The organism is Pseudomonas sp. DWP3-1-2 (assembly GCF_049896285.1).
Classification (GTDB): domain Bacteria; phylum Pseudomonadota; class Gammaproteobacteria; order Pseudomonadales; family Pseudomonadaceae; genus Aquipseudomonas.
Genome location: NZ_JAFCTZ010000007.1, coordinates 165,856 through 183,049, shown reverse-complemented (window position 1 = coordinate 183,049; position 17,194 = coordinate 165,856). Strand labels below are relative to the sequence as shown.

At 56.9% G+C, this 17,194-nt stretch carries 14 protein-coding genes; 7 read left to right on the top strand and 7 right to left on the bottom strand.

Annotated elements, in window-relative coordinates; genetic code table 11:
• Positions 1-10 precede the first annotated feature (10 nt).
• Positions 11-1,183 (top strand): FAD binding domain-containing protein, encoded by a 1,173-nt coding sequence (locus ACP7B0_RS16785; RefSeq protein WP_426142561.1) that lies wholly within the window; start codon positions 11-13, stop codon positions 1,181-1,183.
• Positions 1,184-1,264: 81 nt separating this feature from the next.
• The gene (locus ACP7B0_RS16780; RefSeq protein ID WP_426142560.1) at positions 1,265-2,164 is read left to right on the top strand and encodes a LysR family transcriptional regulator; all 900 of its coding nucleotides are present in this window, start codon (positions 1,265-1,267) and stop codon (positions 2,162-2,164) included.
• A 51-nt stretch (positions 2,165-2,215) separates the two neighbouring features.
• Here ACP7B0_RS16780 and gyrB read toward each other — a convergent pair whose 3' ends face one another.
• Genes gyrB through dnaA form a run of 4 tightly spaced genes read right to left on the bottom strand, consistent with a single transcriptional unit; the run spans position 2,216 to position 8,415 of the window.
• Positions 2,216-4,633, bottom strand: coding sequence for a DNA topoisomerase (ATP-hydrolyzing) subunit B (gene gyrB, locus ACP7B0_RS16775; RefSeq protein ID WP_426142559.1), 2,418 nt, complete (start codon positions 4,631-4,633; stop codon positions 2,216-2,218).
• Between the two features lie 4 nt (positions 4,634-4,637).
• The gene (recF, locus tag ACP7B0_RS16770; RefSeq protein ID WP_426142557.1) at positions 4,638-5,741 is read right to left on the bottom strand and encodes a DNA replication/repair protein RecF; all 1,104 of its coding nucleotides are present in this window, start codon (positions 5,739-5,741) and stop codon (positions 4,638-4,640) included.
• Positions 5,742-5,764: 23 nt separating this feature from the next.
• Positions 5,765-6,868 carry a DNA polymerase III subunit beta gene (gene dnaN / locus ACP7B0_RS16765; protein ID WP_426142556.1) on the bottom strand — a complete coding sequence of 368 codons (1,104 nt, stop codon included), beginning with the start codon at positions 6,866-6,868 and terminating at the stop codon, positions 5,765-5,767.
• Positions 6,869-6,906: 38 nt separating this feature from the next.
• Entirely contained in the window at positions 6,907-8,415 is a 1,509-nt protein-coding gene (dnaA, locus tag ACP7B0_RS16760; RefSeq protein WP_426142554.1) for a chromosomal replication initiator protein DnaA, read from the bottom strand.
• A gap of 587 nt (positions 8,416-9,002) precedes the next feature.
• On the opposite strand from dnaA, the gene rpmH reads away from it, so the two are divergent.
• The 5 genes from rpmH to mnmE all read left to right on the top strand — a co-directional run bounded on the left by rpmH (position 9,003) and on the right by mnmE (position 12,927).
• Positions 9,003-9,137, top strand: coding sequence for a 50S ribosomal protein L34 (rpmH, locus tag ACP7B0_RS16755; protein ID WP_003213577.1), 135 nt, complete (start codon positions 9,003-9,005; stop codon positions 9,135-9,137).
• 16 nt (positions 9,138-9,153) lie between these two features.
• Positions 9,154-9,555: a ribonuclease P protein component gene (gene rnpA / locus ACP7B0_RS16750; protein ID WP_426142553.1), complete on the top strand. Its 402-nt coding sequence runs from the start codon at positions 9,154-9,156 to the stop codon at positions 9,553-9,555.
• On the top strand, positions 9,548-9,793 hold the full coding sequence (gene yidD / locus ACP7B0_RS16745; RefSeq protein WP_020292031.1) for a membrane protein insertion efficiency factor YidD: 246 nt from the start codon (positions 9,548-9,550) through the stop codon (positions 9,791-9,793). The genes rnpA and yidD overlap by 8 nt, the downstream gene beginning before the upstream one ends.
• Before the next feature lie 2 nt (positions 9,794-9,795).
• The gene (gene yidC / locus ACP7B0_RS16740) at positions 9,796-11,478 is read left to right on the top strand and encodes a membrane protein insertase YidC (RefSeq protein WP_426142552.1); all 1,683 of its coding nucleotides are present in this window, start codon (positions 9,796-9,798) and stop codon (positions 11,476-11,478) included.
• Between the two features lie 78 nt (positions 11,479-11,556).
• Entirely contained in the window at positions 11,557-12,927 is a 1,371-nt protein-coding gene (gene mnmE, locus ACP7B0_RS16735; RefSeq protein ID WP_426142550.1) for a tRNA uridine-5-carboxymethylaminomethyl(34) synthesis GTPase MnmE, read from the top strand.
• A gap of 52 nt (positions 12,928-12,979) precedes the next feature.
• On the opposite strand, the gene ACP7B0_RS16730 is transcribed toward mnmE, so the two are convergent.
• The 3 genes from ACP7B0_RS16730 to ACP7B0_RS16720 form a co-directional block, all read right to left on the bottom strand.
• Positions 12,980-15,355: a TonB-dependent siderophore receptor gene (locus ACP7B0_RS16730; protein ID WP_426142619.1), complete on the bottom strand. Its 2,376-nt coding sequence runs from the start codon at positions 15,353-15,355 to the stop codon at positions 12,980-12,982.
• Between the two features lie 177 nt (positions 15,356-15,532).
• Positions 15,533-16,480: a FecR domain-containing protein gene (locus ACP7B0_RS16725; protein ID WP_426142618.1), complete on the bottom strand. Its 948-nt coding sequence runs from the start codon at positions 16,478-16,480 to the stop codon at positions 15,533-15,535.
• The gene (locus ACP7B0_RS16720; RefSeq protein WP_426142548.1) at positions 16,477-16,986 is read right to left on the bottom strand and encodes a sigma-70 family RNA polymerase sigma factor; all 510 of its coding nucleotides are present in this window, start codon (positions 16,984-16,986) and stop codon (positions 16,477-16,479) included. The genes ACP7B0_RS16725 and ACP7B0_RS16720 overlap by 4 nt, the downstream gene beginning before the upstream one ends.
• Positions 16,987-17,194: the final 208 nt, after the last annotated feature.

Sequence of the window (17,194 nt, the reverse complement as noted above, 5' to 3'; positions counted from 1 at the left end):
GAGAAAGGTTATGAATCGTCCAGACGCTCGGCGGGCGTTGGTCATTGGTGGATCTTTAGGCGGACTGTTCGCGGCCACGGCGTTGCGCGCAATCGGCTGGCACGTCGAGATATTCGAGCGATCCCCGGCGGTGCTCGACAGCCGTGGCGGCGGCATCGTTTTACAAGCGGACGTCTTGCAGCATTTTCGCTACGCGGAGATCAAACCTACCCATGCGCTGGGTGTCCGGTCCCATGATCGTCTCTATCTGGATCAAGCAGGCACGGTTGTGCACAGAGAGCCGATGCCGCAAACCCAAACGTCCTGGAACACGCTCTACAACGCGCTGCTCGCGGCATTCCCTGCCGAGCACTACCACCGTGGCAAGACGCTGGTTGATCTGACAGAACACGAACGTCGAGTGACTGCGGTATTTGACGACGGCAGCAGCGCCGAGGGCGACCTGCTCATTGGTGCGGACGGCGCGGGCTCAACGGTGCGAAGTCTGGTGTTGCCGGGGATTCAGGCGAGCTATTCGGGCTATGTGGTCTGGCGAGGGTTGGTCGATGAGGGCGCCCTGGCGGACTTCGCCAAAGCACCGCTTTACGAAGACTTCGTGCTCCAGCAAGACGATGAATCACTCATGCTGGAGTACATGGTGCCAAGTGTTAACGGCTCGGTGACGCCCGGCGAGCGACGGTTCAACTGGCTCTGGTACCTGAAAGCTTCGCCGGGCCCGGAGCTGGACGCTGTGCTCACTGATCGCCATGGCCAACGACGTCGTCACTCGGTTCCACCAGGGGCCTTGGCAACCGAGCAAGAGGCTGGCATTCGGGAACGGGCCGAACGGCACGCGAACCCAGCGTTTCGTGAACTGATTCGCCAGACCCGGGACATTTTTGTACAGGCGATCCTCGATCTTGACGTCCCCCGGATGGTCTTTGGACGCGTGGTGTTGACGGGTGACGCCGCATTTGTGCCGCGCCCCCACACTGCCGGAAGCACGGCCAAGGCGGCCCGGAATGCGATGTTTCTGGCCCAGGCGCTCGACGACAGTGCCGATCTGGATAAGGCCCTGCTGGCGTGGGAGAAACAGCAGCTTACCGAGGGCAAACGCATGGTGGACTGGGGGGTGCGCATGGGCAACCGGATCATGGGGATTCATCATCCTGATTCAGCCGCAGACGACGCGCACATCCGCTAACGCTTGAGCACAGCCATGCAAGACGCCCAACGCACGGTCATGCAGAGTCGTGCCTCGACTTTTCGCTCTCGGTATTGGCTTATGGATAAGTTACTGGCGCTCAAAATGTTTGTCGAAACGGTACGCTGCGGTGGTTATTCATCCGCGGCGCGCAAGCTCGGCATCTCCACGTCGTCAGTGACACGGCAAGTCGCGGGGCTGGAAAGCGAGCTGGGGGCCAGTCTGCTTAACCGCACCACACGCAACACCAGTGTCACCGTGGCGGGGCAGCACTATTACGAAAAAGCCCTGGAGATTCTGGAAGCCGTCGACGAAGCCGATGCCGTGGTCAACGACCGTGGCAGCCAAGCTCAGGGGCGCTTGCGGGCCAGCGTCCCGGTGGAGTTCGGCCGGCGCATCATCGCCCCGCACCTGGGGCGATTGCTTGACCGCCATCCCGGCCTGGAAATCAACCTCTCCCTGAGCGACGAGGTCACCGACCTGCTCACCGAGCAGATCGACGTGTCTGTGCGTCTCGGGTCGTCGGTCGTCAATGATGACATCGTCAGCAAAAGGGTAGGTGGGTTCCAGCGTTGGGTCGTGGCGAGCCCCGAATACCTGACGCGCACCGGACTGCCCCGACACCCCCGTGACCTGCTCGAGCATCAATGCCTGCGGTTTGATTACCGCACGGGCCACCGCCATTGGACATTCCTGGGCAATGAGGAAGTCATGCGGCTGAACGTGCAGGGCCGGCTGCTAAGCAACAATGCCGACATTCTGCGCGAGGCAGCATTGGCCGGTGGCGGGGTGACGCTGTTGGCCGATTGGCTAGTACGTCACGACGTTGCCGAAGGACGGCTGACCCGCGTCATGGAGCAATACGAGGTCAACCCTGGCAATGCGAGCACCTGCATCAACGCGCTGTATCTGCCCAACCACCGGGGTTCCAGTCGCATCAATGTCTTTATAGAGTTCCTCAAGGAAATCCTCGCTCACTGAATAAAAAAACCCGGCATTAGCCGGGTTTTTAATGAGCGCAACAACGACCTGTCAGAAGTCCAGATTGGACACTGCCAGCGCATTGCTTTCGATGAAGTCACGGCGAGGTTCCACCGCGTCACCCATCAGGGTGTTGAAGATCTGGTCAGCACCGATAGCATCTTCAATGGTGACTTTAAGCATGCGGCGTACAGAAGGGTCCATCGTGGTTTCCCACAATTGATCCGGGTTCATTTCGCCCAGACCCTTGTAGCGCTGGATGGTGTGACGCTTGGTGCTTTCGGCCATCAACCAGGCGAGGGCTTCCTTGAACTCGCTGACCTGCTTCTTGCGTTCGCCACGTTGTACGTAAGCGCCTTCTTCCAGCAACGTGCTGATCTGCAGCCCCAAAGCCGTGACGGTTTTGTAATCGTTGCTGCCGAAGAAGTCCCGGTTGAACGTCACGTAGTTCGACAGACCGTGGGAGATCAGTTCCACCTCAGGCAGCCAGACGTTACGTTCGCGATCTTCACGCAAGCTGGCCTTGTACACCAGACCGGACTTCTCGCCGACGCGCAGACGCGCATCGAACAGGGCAAGCCAGGCTTGCATGCCTTCGTGATCCGACAGTTGCTCAAGGGTAACCGGAGGCAGGTAAACGAAATGCTCGGTCAACTCTTGAGGATACAAACGCGACAGGCGCTTGAGGGTCTTCATGACCATGCGGAAATCGTTGACCAGACGCTCCAGTTGCTCGCCGGAAATACCCGGTGCCGACTCGTTCAAGTGCAGGCTGGCGTCTTCCAGAGCCGACTGGGTCATGTACTCTTCCATGGCCTCGTCGTCTTTGATGTATTGCTCTTGCTTGCCTTTCTTGACCTTGTACAGCGGCGGTTGAGCGATGTAGATATAGCCACGCTCGATCAGCTCAGGCAACTGACGGAAGAAGAAGGTCAGCAGCAAGGTGCGGATGTGTGAACCGTCCACGTCAGCATCGGTCATGATGATGATGTTGTGATAGCGCAGCTTGGCGATGTTGTATTCGTCGCGGCCAATGCCGCAGCCAAGCGCCGTGATCAAGGTGCCCACTTCCTGGGAAGAGATCATCTTGTCAAAACGCGCCTTCTCGACGTTCAGGATCTTGCCTTTGAGGGGCAGAATCGCTTGAGTTTTACGGTTACGCCCCTGCTTGGCTGATCCGCCAGCAGAGTCCCCTTCCACCAGGTACAGTTCGGAGAGAGCAGGGTCTTTTTCCTGGCAGTCAGCGAGCTTGCCAGGCAAGCCAGCGATGTCCAGCGCGCCTTTACGGCGAGTCATCTCACGAGCCTTGCGCGCGGCTTCACGAGCGCGAGCAGCGTCGATCATCTTGCCAACAACGGCTTTGGCTTCGTTCGGGTTTTCCAGCAGGAAGTCGGAGAAGTGCTTGCCCATCTCCTGTTCAACTGCCGTTTTCACTTCGGACGAAACCAGTTTGTCTTTGGTCTGCGAGCTAAATTTAGGATCCGGCACTTTCACCGAAATAATCGCGGTCAAACCTTCACGTGCATCATCACCGGTGGTCGCGACCTTGTGCTTCTTGGCCAGACCTTCCTGTTCGATATACGTGTTCAGGTTACGCGTCAGCGCCGAACGGAAGCCGACCAGGTGAGTACCGCCGTCGCGTTGCGGAATGTTGTTTGTGAAGCACAACAGATTCTCGTTGAAGCTGTCGTTCCACTGCAACGCGATCTCGACGCCAATGCCATCTTCGCGCTGAATATTGAAGTGGAACACCTGATTGACCGGAGTCTTGTTGGTGTTCAGGTATTCAACGAACGCGCGCAAACCGCCTTCGTACTTGAACAGTTCTTCCTTGCCGCTGCGTTCGTCTTTCAGGACGATGCCCACACCGGAGTTAAGGAAAGACAGTTCACGAATCCGCTTGGCCAGGATGTCCCAGCTGAAGTGGATATTCTTGAAGGTTTCAGCGGATGGCTTGAAGTGGATCTCGGTACCGGTGGAATCGCTCTCACCAACAATCCGCATAGGCTCTTGTGGAACACCATGGATGTAGGTCTGTTCCCAGATCTTGCCACTGCGACGCACGGTCAGCAGCAGTAATTCAGAGAGGGCGTTTACAACCGAAACACCTACGCCGTGCAGGCCGCCGGATACTTTGTAGGAGTTGTCGTCGAACTTACCGCCGGCGTGGAGCACGGTCATGATGACCTCTGCCGCCGAGACGCCTTCTTCTTTATGCACGTCTACCGGAATGCCGCGACCGTTGTCACGGACGGTAATCGATTCGTCAGGGTGGATGATGATGCTGATGTCGTCGCAATGGCCAGCCAGTGCTTCGTCAATCGAGTTATCAACCACCTCGAACACCATGTGGTGTAGACCGCTGCCATCGTCAGTGTCACCGATGTACATTCCGGGACGCTTGCGTACGGCATCTAGCCCTTTCAGCACTTTAATGCTGGAGGAGTCGTACGTTTGGTTTTCGCTCATGCAATCACTCCCGATGGTCGTGGGTCTGGGTGATACGGCCGTGTTCCACGTGGAACAAAGCAACTGGCGTTTCCGTCTGCCAGCCTTCCCTCAATAATTCGTGGTCTACACAGGTAATAAAAACCTGGCAGTGTAATTCTTCCAGCAAACGGCAAAGTGCCTGGCGATGACGCTCGTCCAGTTCAGACGGGAGGTCATCCACCAGGTAAATACATTGGCCGCGTCGAGCCTGGCTAACGAGATGCCCTTGGGCAATACGCAGCGCACAGACCACCAATTTCTGCTGACCCCGGGACAAAATATCCGCGGCGTTGTGTGCGCCTAATCTAAGGCGCAAGTCAGCGCGTTGTGGTCCCGCTTGTGTATGGCCCATCTGCTGATCCCGATGAAGAGAAGAAGCGAGCACCGTGCTCAGTTCCTTTTCCTTGTCCCATCCTCGGTAATAGCTCAGGGTCAAACCTTCGAGCTCAACCAGCTCGCTCAGGGTCTGTTCAAAGACTGGCTTCAAAGCCTTGATGTATGCTCGGCGAAACTCATCTATTTCATCACTGGCCAGGCACAGCTCACGATCCCATGCCGCTTGCGAAGCGGCGTCAAGTGTACCATGCCGCAGCCACGAGTTCCGCTGCCTGAGGGCCTTCTGAAGGCGCTGCCACGTCGACATGAAACGTTGTTCCACGTGGAACACACCCCAATCGAGGAACTGCCTGCGGATCTTTGGCGCACCTTCAAGCAAACGAAAACTGTCCGGGTTGATCAGTTGCAGCGGTAAAGTCTCTGCGAGCTGCGCGGCACTGCGTGCATTTTGCCCGTCAATCCGAATCTGAAAATCACCCTGGCGATCCCGCGAAACACCCAGGCTGCTGTGTCCACCTTCAGCAAGTTCGACTTGTCCAAAAACCGTGCAGGACGGTTGTTCATACTGAATGACGGGGAGCAGACGAGCGCTGCGAAAGGATCGGGCAAGTCCAAGCAAATGGATGGCTTCCAGCACGCTGGTTTTGCCACTGCCGTTTTCACCGTGAAGGATGTTGATACGGGGGGAGGGGGAGAACGTCACCGGGTGCAGATTGCGCACCCCGGTGACCGAGACGCGGCTGAGAGACATCTAGGTTCCGCTGAACAGGCTGGTTACAGGCGCATCGGCATGACGACATAGGCAGAATCGTCGTTATCCGATTCCTGCACCAAGGCGCTGCTGTTGGAGTCAGACAGGATCAGGCGAACCTGTTCGGTGGTCATGACGCCCAGAACGTCCAACAGATAGCTGACGTTGAAGCCGATTTCCAGCGAGTCGCCGTTGTAGTCCACGCTGATTTCTTCTTCCGCTTCTTCCTGCTCCGGGTTGTTCGCCTGAATCTTCAACTGGCCAGCGGCCAACTGCAGACGAATACCCCGGTATTTTTCGTTGGAAAGAATCGCGGTACGGCTGAATGCTTCGCGCAAGGCCTGACGGTCGCCAAGGACCAGTTTGTCGCCACCTTTGGGCAGCACACGCTCGTAGTCAGGAAATTTCCCGTCTACCAGTTTCGACGTAAAGGTGAACTCACCGGTTGTGGCACGAATATGATGCTGACCTAGCACGATGCTGACGATGCCATCCTGCTCAGTCAGCAAGCGCGCCAGTTCAAGAATACCTTTACGCGGGACAATCACCTGATGACGGTCTGCCTGTTCGATTTCGGCAGTCATCGAGCACATGGCCAGACGGTGGCCGTCAGTGGCAACGGCACGCAGGATACCTGCGCTGACCTCCAGCAACATCCCGTTGAGGTAGTAGCGCACGTCCTGTTGAGCCATGGCAAAGCTGGTGCGCTCGATCAAACGGCGCAGCTTGCTCTGTACCAGGTTGAAGGTCAGGGAGCCCGGACCTTCCTCAACAGCAGGGAAATCGTTGGCAGGCAATGTCGACAACGTAAAACGACTACGGCCCGCTTTGACGACCAGCTTGGCATCGTCGAGCTTGATGTCGACCAGCGCGTCGTTGGGCAAGCTCTTGCAGATATCCATCAGCTTGCGCGCAGGAACCGTAATTTCGCCTGGCTCAGCAGGTTCTTCCAGCTGAACACGGCCGACGAGCTCGACCTCTAGGTCAGTACCGGTCAGCGAAAGCTGTTGGCCTTGAACGACCAAGAGCACGTTGGAGAGCACCGGCAAGGTCTGGCGGCGTTCAACCACGCCGGCGACCAATTGCAGGGGTTTCAACAGGGCTTCGCGTTGAATGGTGAAATGCATGGTCTAGTCCCTTGCCTTAATAAGCTGCGTTGGTGTCATCAAGTAGTCAGAGTGCGCAGCAGGTTCTTGTAGTCCTCGCGGATGTCCGCGTCGGATTCCTTTAGCTCGTTGATCTTGCGGCACGCGTGCAAGACCGTCGTATGGTCACGGCCGCCGAACACATCGCCGATTTCAGGCAGGCTGTGGTTGGTCAACTCTTTGGACAACGCCATTGCCACCTGACGCGGTCGGGCCACAGATCGGGAACGACGCTTTGAAAGCAGGTCGGATATCTTGATCTTGTAGTACTCGGCAACCGTGCGCTGAATGTTATCCACACTCACCAGCTTGTCTTGCAGGGCCAGCAAGTCTTTCAGCGATTCACGGATCAGTTCGATGGTGATGTCGCGACCCATGAAGTGCGAGTGTGCGATCACACGCTTGAGCGCGCCTTCGAGTTCACGAACGTTGGAGCGGATGCGCTGAGCGATGAAGAACGCCGCGTCATGGGGCAGATCCACCTTCGCCTGATCCGCTTTCTTCATCAGGATCGCGACCCGGGTTTCCAGTTCAGGTGGCTCGACCGCGACCGTCAGGCCCCAGCCGAAGCGCGACTTCAGACGCTCTTCAAGACCTTCAATCTCTTTGGGATAACGGTCACTGGTCAGAATGACTTGTTGGCCACCTTCCAGTAACGCATTGAAAGTATGAAAGAATTCTTCCTGAGAACGTTCTTTGCGGGCGAAGAATTGAATGTCATCGATCAGCAGCGCATCCACCGAACGGTAGAAGCGCTTGAACTCGTTGATGGCGTTCAGTTGCAGCGCCTTGACCATGTCTGCCACAAAACGCTCCGAATGCAGGTACACAACCTTGGCGTTCGGGTTCTTCTTTAATAGATGGTTACCCACAGCATGCATCAAGTGGGTTTTACCCAAACCCACGCCACCGTAGAGGAACAGCGGGTTGTAACCATGCTTGGGGTTGTCTGCAACCTGCCAGGCAGCAGCACGCGCCAACTGGTTGGACTTACCCTCGACAAAGTTTTCGAAGGTGAACGTCCGGTTCAGATAGCTGGTGTGCTTGAGCGCGCCTTCGACCTGGACAGTACGCTGCTCGGCCCGTGCCGGTGCCTGCTGCGAGGCCGCGCCCGCCATGGGATCAAAGCTGGCCCGCGACGGTTCGTCATGGACGGGCATTGACTGAGCAGGCGCAGGAGCCGCCATAGCTGCCGGAGCGGCCGCAACAATCTGGTTTGAGGTAGAAGCCTGAGATGCGGACGCGGCCAAAGGCGCATTGGGGGCAGCCCGAGGAGCGGAGCTGCGCTTGCTGCCTATTAATAAGGACAGAGCAGGGGCCAGGCCTTGACCGTGCTCACCCAGCAGCTCCAGCAGGCGACTCAGGTATTTCTCATTCACCCAATCGAGAACGAAACGGTTCGGCGCATAGACGCGCAACTCGTCGCCTTCGGCTTCGACCTGTAGCGGACGGATCCAGGTGTTGAATTGCTGGGCAGGCAGCTCGTCGCGCAAAAGCTCTACGCACTGCTGCCAAAGTTCCACTGACACGGATATCCCCTAAGTCGAAAGCCGGTGAGGCAAAAAACAAGCGGCCATTGTAACGACCGGAGCGCGACTTATCCACATGTAGCTTGCCTAGATAAGGGCGTGAGTCAGGGTCCTGTACGTCATTTAAGCGACAGACGGCATGTGCATAAGCTCTGTGGATAACCATGCTTCAGCTCGTTGCATAAGTAGGGTCGAAAGTCTGTGGATAACGCGCCTGTGGATAAAAGGCCATTCCATGCACAGGTTTTCCGACAGTGCAGCACAGGCAGAGCACGGTTTCTCGACAGTGTTGTCATTCTCTGTACAGCACGTCATTCAAGGGCTCAATGCAGTTATCCACAGACAGGTCGCTCCCTAGCTTTAATAAGCTCTATAAAGAAGCTTTAAATACTTTCCTTCTTTATTTCTATATCTAGCACGACGCTCGATTTCCAATTGATCTCAGGAACAGGAGAAAACACCCCCCAAGAAGTAAATGAAGGAAACGTTGGTTGGAAATTGACCTGGCCGCGCGCTTTCTCTAGAATCCCCGGTCTCTTAAAACGGGGGCCATTCCGGCCCGTTGTGGACGAACCAGGTAACACGACATGAAACGTACTTTCCAACCAAGCACTATCAAACGCGCTCGTACTCACGGTTTCCGTGCTCGCATGGCTACCAAAAACGGCCGTGCCGTCCTGTCGCGTCGTCGCGCCAAAGGTCGTGCGCGTCTGGCAGTTTGATCACACGGCACTGGAGGTGAGTCAGGACTTCAGTCGGGAAAAGCGTTTGCTGACCCCCCGACATTTCAAGGCAGTCTTTGACTCCCCTACCGGCAAGGTTCCGGGGAAAAATCTCCTGCTCCTTGCGCGTAACAACGACCTCGATCACCCCCGCCTGGGGCTGGTTATCGGTAAAAAGAGCGTCAAACTCTCCGTTGAGCGCAACCGCTTGAAACGCCTAATGCGCGAATCATTTCGCCAACACCAGGATCATCTGGTCGGTTGGGATATCGTGATTGTCGCGCGCAAAGGTTTGGGTGAGATAGACAACCCCGAACTGATTCAGCATTTCGGCAAACTCTGGAAACGTCTGGCGCGTAGTCAGCCTGTTTCAGCGGCAAAAGCCGAAACAGTAGGGGTAGACAGTACCAATGCGTAAGCTGGCGCTCGTTCCGATCCAGTTTTATCGCTATGCGATCAGCCCGCTGATGGCAAGTCACTGTCGTTTCTACCCCAGTTGCTCCTGCTACGCGTATGAAGCCATCGAAAATCATGGCCTTCTACGCGGCGGCTGGCTGACCTTTCGTCGATTAGGTCGCTGTCATCCGTGGAATGCCGGTGGTTATGACCCGGTTCCACCTGTCCCTACCTCCCGTTCTTCTTCGATGGCCGAGTAATCATGGATATTAAACGCACGATCCTGATCGTCGCCCTGGCAATCGTGACCTACGTCGGGGTCCTGAAATGGAACCAAGACTACGGTCAGGCCGCCTTGCCGACTCAGAATGTTGCTACCAGCACCACCGCACCGGCTCTACCGGATACGGCCGCCGGCAAGAATGATGCTGCAAATGCCGATGTTCCTAGTGCCAACGGCGATGTGACTGCTCCAGTCGAGACCCCGGTTGCCGCCAGCAAAGACCTTATCCAGGTCAAAACGGATGTGCTCAACCTCGAAATCGACCCGGTTGGCGGCGATGTCGTTCAACTGAGACTGCCGCTGTATCCCCGCCGTCAGGACCATCCTGAAGTGCCGTTCCAGCTGTTCGACAATGGCGGCGAGCGTCTCTTTCTGGCCCAGAGCGGTTTGACCGGCGCCAATGGCCCGGATGCTCGTCCAGCAGGTCGCCCTGTTTACTCGAGCGCGCAGAAGTCCTATCAAATGGTCGATGGTCAGGACCAGTTGGTCGTCGATTTGAAATTCACCGCCGACGGTGTCAATTACATCAAGCGCTTCACGTTCAAGCGCGGCCTGTATGACCTGGTTGTCAGCTACGTCATCGACAACCAGAGCGCTCAGCCATGGTCCGGTAACCTGTTTGCGCAACTCAAGCGCGACGCCAGTTCCGATCCATCGTCGACCACTGCAACTGGCACCGCCACTTACCTGGGTGCTGCCCTCTGGACGCCTTCGGAGCCCTACAAAAAGGTGTCGATGAAAGACATCGACAAGGCTTCGATCAAGGAAACCGTTCAAGGTGGTTGGGTTGCATGGCTGCAGCACTATTTTGTAACGGCGTGGATTCCGAACAAGGACAACAGCAACACGGTCACAACGCGTAAAGACAGCCAGGGCAACTACATCATCGGCTTCACCGGGCCGACGTTGACCGTTGCGCCGGGTGCCAAAGGCGAAGCGACCGCAACGCTGTATGCCGGTCCGAAAAGCCAGGCGGTGCTCAAAGAGTTATCCCCAGGTCTGGAATTGACGGTCGACTACGGCATTCTGTGGTTCATCGCTCAACCGATCTTCTGGTTGCTGCAACACATCCACGCGATTGTGGGTAACTGGGGCTGGTCGATTATTTTCCTGACCATGCTGATCAAGGCGCTTTTCTTCCCCCTGTCGGCAGCCAGCTACCGATCCATGGCTCGCATGCGTGCCGTAGCGCCGAAACTTGCAGCGCTCAAAGAGCAGCATGGCGATGACCGGCAGAAAATGTCGCAGGCCATGATGGAGTTGTACAAGAAGGAAAAGATCAACCCGCTGGGTGGATGCTTGCCGATTCTTGTGCAAATGCCCGTATTCCTTTCGCTGTACTGGGTTCTGCTTGAAAGCGTTGAAATGCGCCAGGCCCCGTGGCTGTTGTGGATTACCGACCTGTCGATCAAGGATCCGTTCTTCATCCTGCCGATCATCATGGGCGCCACAATGTTCATCCAGCAGCGTCTGAACCCTACACCTCCGGATCCGATGCAGGCCAAGGTCATGAAGTTGATGCCGATCATCTTCACGTTCTTCTTCCTGTGGTTCCCGGCTGGTCTGGTTCTGTACTGGGTTGTGAACAACACCTTGTCCATTACTCAGCAGGCCTATATCACTCGCAAGATCGAAGCGGCGGCCAAGAAAGCCGAAGCCTGATCTAACCTGTGAATAAGTTGTACAAGGCGCCCCCTAGTGGGGCGTTTTGCTATCTGTCATTTGCCCAGGAGCCGGACCATGAACGTCCCACGTGAAACTATTGCTGCCATTGCCACGGCCCAAGGTCGGGGCGGGGTAGGGATTGTGCGTATCTCCGGCCCGCTGGCGAGCAAGGCAGCCGTCGCAATCACCGGTCGCGAACCTAAACCGCGTTTTGCCCATTACGGCCCGTTTTGCGATGAAACGGGCCAAGTCATCGACGAAGGGATCGCGCTGTATTTTCCCGGCCCCAACTCATTTACCGGTGAGGACGTTCTGGAATTGCAGGGCCACGGCGGCCCGGTGGTGCTGGACATGCTGCTGCAGCGGTGTCTGCAGTTGGGCAGTCGTCTGGCGCGTCCCGGAGAATTCAGTGAGCGCGCCTTCCTCAACGACAAACTGGATCTGGCCCAGGCGGAAGCGATTGCCGACCTGATCGAGGCCAGTTCGGCCCAGGCCGCACGTAATGCATTACGCTCGTTGCAGGGCGCATTTTCACGACGTGTGGATAACTTGACCGAGAAGCTGATCAGCCTGCGCATCTATGTTGAGGCGGCGATCGACTTTCCTGAAGAGGAAGTCGACTTTCTTGCCGACGGTCATGTGCTCAACATGCTCGATGCCGTGCGCGACGAGTTATCCACAGTCCTTCGGGAAGCAGGACAAGGGGCCTTGCTGCGTGACGGGATGACTGTCGTCATCGCAGGGCGGCCCAATGCCGGCAAATCGAGCCTATTGAACGCGTTGGCGGGCAAGGAAGCGGCCATCGTGACTGAGATTGCCGGCACTACCCGGGATATCTTGCGCGAACATATCCACATTGATGGCATGCCACTGCACGTCGTGGACACCGCAGGCTTGCGTGATACCGACGATCAAGTCGAAAAAATCGGGGTCGCGCGCGCACTCAAGGCAATCGGTGAAGCTGACCGAGTGCTGTTGGTCGTTGATTCCACTACACCCGAAGCTGTGGATCCTTTTGCACTATGGCCCGAGTTTCTGGAACAGCGACCCGATCCCGCGAAAGTGACCCTTATCCGAAACAAGGCCGATTTGAGCGGCGATCCTATTGAAATGCAAACCAGTGCTGATGGCCACGTGACCATCGGCCTCAGTGCCAAGGCTGAAGGCGAAGGTCTGGATTTACTGCGTGAGCATCTCAAGGCCTGCATGGGATACGAACAGACCTCAGAGAGCAGCTTTAGCGCACGTCGACGCCATTTGGAGGCGCTACGTCATGCCAGTGGCTCGCTGGAACACGGCAGGGCGCAGCTGACGTTGGCGGGCGCTGGAGAGTTACTGGCCGAAGATTTGCGTCAGGCGCAGCAATCTTTGGCGGAAATTACCGGAGCATTTAGCTCGGACGACCTATTGGGTCGAATATTTTCCAGCTTTTGCATCGGCAAATAGTTATTGGCGGCCAGGACAGCGAACTCTGGCCGCTAATAACTTATCCACAGGTTTACCAGTTGTAGCTCACCGAGCCCAGCAAGGTTCGGCTGTCCCCCCAATAGCAGCGACCGGCATCGTTACAGCCGGACACATATTCCTTGTCGAACAGGTTCTTGGCATTCAGATCTACCGACCAGTTCTTGTCGATCTGATAACCGATTGCCGCATCCACCAATGTCACGTCACCAGAATCGAGCTTGCCGTACAGCGAACTCGCCGTGTAGGCAAAGGTGCTGTCGAAGTAGCGAATACCGCCGCCAATGTGTAGTCCATCCAGATATCCGTCGAGAAAGCGGTATTTCGCCCAAGCCGATGCCTGATTGCGCGGTACGCCGGTGATTTGATGGCCTTCAATCAACGAGCCAGCCGTGTCTTTGGTTACTCGCGCATCGGTGTAGGTGTACGAGGCGGTCAGATTCAGGTTGCGATTGATGTCGCTGTTGACCTCAAGTTCCACGCCCTTGGAACGGCTCTCGCCCACTTGCCGGTAGCTGGCACTGGTGGAATCGAAATAAGTGTCGTCTTTTTTGCGCAGGTCGAAAACCGACGCGGTCATCGTGGTGTTCCAGCCCGCCGGTTCGTATTTCAAACCCACTTCATATTGCTCGCTGGTAATCGGGTCCAGCGGCGAGCCTCCATTGGAAATCTGCTGCACCGGGACGAATGCGGTGGAATAGCTGACATACGGCGTCAGGCCGTTGTCGAACTGATACATCACCCCGCCTTGATAGGTGAATTTCTGATCGTTGGAGTTGATACCGCTGGCAGGCGCCAGCTTGTTGCGAAAATCACTCTCGACCCAATCCTGACGCCCGCCCAACAGGAAGATCCAGTTGTCGTACTTGCTCTGGATTTGCGCATACAAACCCTGCATTTGCTGTTCGAGCAGGGTGTTCTGCACAGCGATTGAGGTGACGGGGTCCTGTGTATAAATCGGGTTGAAAACATTGATGCGTCCTGCCGAACCGGCGTCCCAGTCCTGACTGAATGAGGTGCGATCAAAACTGGCCCCGAACAGCACAGTGTTCTCCAGCCCGCCCGCGTTGAATTTTCCTTCGAGCTGGTTATCCAGCGAATACACCATGGACTTGTTGTAACGGTCGTAGGCGGTGACGTTCAACAGGCTGCCGAAGCCGGCGTTATTGAGATTGCCCGGCCAGGTTTCGTGGCGAGTAATCCGCGACTGCAAGTAGCGCGAATTCTGCCGGAACTGCCAATCGTCGTTGAAGCTGTGGCTGAACTCGTAGCCGGCACTCCAGGTTTCACGTTCGAAGGTGTTCCAGTCCGGCACGCCGAGCATGGTGTCCTTGTCCAGCTTGCCATTGGGATTACGCAGCAAGGTGCCGGAGGCGGGCAAGCCAAGCTCCATGTTGGTGTGATCCTTCTGATAGTGGCTCAGCAAGGTCAGCGTGTTGTAATCGTCGAAGTTCAGGGTCATGGATGGCGCGATGTAGATACGATCGTCCGGCACGTGATCGGTTTGCGTATCAGCGTTGCGGCCCATCATGACCACACGGCCCAGAATGTTGCCGCTGTCGTTCAGCGGACCCGAGATATCCACACCCAGTTGACGGCGATTGTTTGAGCCATAACTGAGCTGCACTTCACCTTGGGCAATGGCAGTCGGGCGTTTACTCACCACATTGACCAGCCCGCCCGGCGCGTTTTCGCCGTACAAAATCGACGACGGCCCGCGAAACACCTCGACCCGCTCCAGCCCGTAAGGCTCGGTAGTGGTGTCATAACGATTGCCTTGCACACGCAAACCGTCACGCAACAGGCCGTAGCCATAATCAGTCGCGTTGAAACCGCGAATGAAAAACAGATCGCCCGCCAGGTTATCCCCAGCCGCAAAAGGCGGCGCGAAAATGCCCGGCACATAACCGAGCGCTTCGGTGAGGGTCTGGGTCTTCTGATCTTTCATGCGCTGGCCGGTCACCACGGACACTGAGCGCGGCGTTTCCAACAGCGGCGTATCGGTCTTGGTGCCGATGCGGCTCTTTTCAGCCTTGTAACCGACATCCAGCGTACGGCCCTGACTGGCGTCATCCGCCTGAAAACTGTTCACATTGGTGGGGCCGAGCACCACCGAGCCGTTTTCCGGGACCGGCTGCAGGATGTAACTGCCCGGTGCCTGCGCCACAACTTGCAATCGGGAACCCTGCAGCAACACGGCGAAACCCTGCTCGACCGAGTAGTTGCCTTGCAGTCCGGAGCTGCGGCGATTGGCGGTCTGCTCTGGGGAAAACGACAAAATCACGTTGGCCGCCGAGGCAAACTGACTCAACGCGCTGTCCAGCGGCCCGGCACTGATATTGAAATTTTGCATAACGCTGGCAGCAATGGCGCTGTTCGCCGCCAAAGCGAAGCCGACGCCGCTGGCCATCAACAGGCTGTAGCTGAAGCATTGTCGGAAAAGACGCTGGCGAGCAGGAAGCGGGAGCGGTGGAAAGCGCATGGTCTTGAAGGCCCTGAAGGATTGAATTTCGCGTATACCTGTAGGGCCGTGCCATGCCGAAAAAAGATAACCCTGTGGATATATTTAATTTCAGGCGAGATTCAATCAGGCAGTGCTCTTCACCGAAACCCAATAACGCGTGAAATGGCTGACGCGAATCGGCAGAGTCGCTTGCAGGTTGGCCAGCACCGCGTCGATGGCATCAAGACGGAACGCTCCCGACACGCGCAATCGAGCAGCGTGCTCATCACACTGCATGACGCCGGGCCGATAGCGGCTCAGCTCATCAATCAGATCCCCGAGCCGAGCATTGAGCACCACCAGTTGCCCGTCCACCCAGGCCGCTTCCGCTAGTGCGTAAGTGCGTCCCGGACTGGCCCGATGCTCGTCAAAATCTGCGCTTTCTCCTGCCTTGAGCAGCACCGGATTGCCGATGGGTTCCTTGGGCAGAAGGCTGACCTGATCTTCCAGGACACCGACGCGAGTGGTGTTTTTCAGTTGTCGAACCGAAAACCGCGTGCCCAACGCCTGAACACGGCCCTGGCGGGTTTCGACGAAAAACGGCCGGGTGTCACCGCGTTTGCCGGTCTGGATCAGGATTTCGCCTGCACGCAGGCGAATCAGGCGTTGCTGACCCTCAAACGCCACGTCGATAGCCGTGTCAGTGTTCAGCTCGATCAGGCTGCCATCGGCCAGTTCAATATGTTGCCGCTGGCCGACCGGCGTCCGGTAATCCGCCCAGACATTGCCCAGGCTGGTGTGCTGCTTGATATTCCAGCCCACGTAGCCAGCGCCGGCGATCACCAGCATCAGTTTGAGAACGTCCCGACGCTGGCGCGGCTCGGACAGCGCGCGCCGGCTCACATCGGCCGGTAATCCGCCGAGCCCGCGTTGCAATTGCTCCATCTGGTTCCACGCGGCCTGATGCGCCGGGTCGCTGTTCAGCCATTCCTGCCAGGCGTGTTGCTCGGCAGGCGTCGGCGGCTCCACCTGAAACTGCACGTACCAACTGGCCGCCGCCTGGAAAACCTTGCGATCCGGCACATTGATCATGCCAAACCCGCCAGCAGCATCGAGCATTCGGTGAACGCGCGAATCATGTGCTTCTTCACCGTCGTAAGGGAAACCTGCAACTGCTCGGCAATCTGTTGATAAGTCAGACCATCGATCTGCGACAGGATGAAGATGCGATGAACCCGCGGGCCTAGGCTCGCCAGAGTTTTATCCACAGCCACCAGCGTTTCGATGATCAGTGCCTTGTCCTCTTCGCTGATGACCGCAAGTTCAGGTCGCGCAGCCAGAGATTGCAGGTAAGCCTGCTCAATGGCCCGTCTTCGGTAGCGGTCAATAACCAACCCTCTGGCGATGGTCGCCAGGTAATCCCGCGGTTCACGGATCTGCGCCGCATTGGCCGAGCCGAGAATCCGCACGAACGTATCCTGAGCCAGATCGGCAGCATCACACGCGTTAGACAGCTTGCCCTGGAGCCAGCCATGCAACCACGAGTGATGCTGCTCATAAATGCGCTGGACTGCGGTCGTGTGGGATTGAGAAGGCATAGGCAAGGAGAGCGAGTTAATGATAATGCCTATTATTAGCTTTTGTTTCTGGAACTCACAAGAGCGCCGGTACCCGTGTTTTTCAGGATTTATTGACAGCCCTTAGTGAAAATCCCGCGTACCACGCGCTGGTTCAGACTGATTTTTCTGGTCAATCTCAAAGAATTTCACCGATAAGCCCTGTGCATAACGCACCTTTAGCTCGGTT

Coding starts and splice junctions, on each gene's coding strand:
- gyrB (WP_426142559.1), bottom strand. CDS start 4,633: ATGAGCGAAAACCAAACGTACGACTCCTCCAGCATTAAAGTGCTGAAA.
- yidD (WP_020292031.1), top strand. CDS start 9,548: ATGCGTAAGCTGGCGCTCGTTCCGATCCAGTTTTATCGCTATGCGATC.
- ACP7B0_RS16780 (WP_426142560.1), top strand. CDS start 1,265: ATGGATAAGTTACTGGCGCTCAAAATGTTTGTCGAAACGGTACGCTGC.
- ACP7B0_RS16725 (WP_426142618.1), bottom strand. CDS start 16,480: ATGATCAATGTGCCGGATCGCAAGGTTTTCCAGGCGGCGGCCAGTTGG.
- rpmH (WP_003213577.1), top strand. CDS start 9,003: ATGAAACGTACTTTCCAACCAAGCACTATCAAACGCGCTCGTACTCAC.
- recF (WP_426142557.1), bottom strand. CDS start 5,741: ATGTCTCTCAGCCGCGTCTCGGTCACCGGGGTGCGCAATCTGCACCCG.
- yidC (WP_426142552.1), top strand. CDS start 9,796: ATGGATATTAAACGCACGATCCTGATCGTCGCCCTGGCAATCGTGACC.
- dnaN (WP_426142556.1), bottom strand. CDS start 6,868: ATGCATTTCACCATTCAACGCGAAGCCCTGTTGAAACCCCTGCAATTG.
- ACP7B0_RS16730 (WP_426142619.1), bottom strand. CDS start 15,355: ATGGCCAGCGGCGTCGGCTTCGCTTTGGCGGCGAACAGCGCCATTGCT.
- mnmE (WP_426142550.1), top strand. CDS start 11,557: ATGAACGTCCCACGTGAAACTATTGCTGCCATTGCCACGGCCCAAGGT.
- ACP7B0_RS16785 (WP_426142561.1), top strand. CDS start 11: ATGAATCGTCCAGACGCTCGGCGGGCGTTGGTCATTGGTGGATCTTTA.
- ACP7B0_RS16720 (WP_426142548.1), bottom strand. CDS start 16,986: ATGCCTTCTCAATCCCACACGACCGCAGTCCAGCGCATTTATGAGCAG.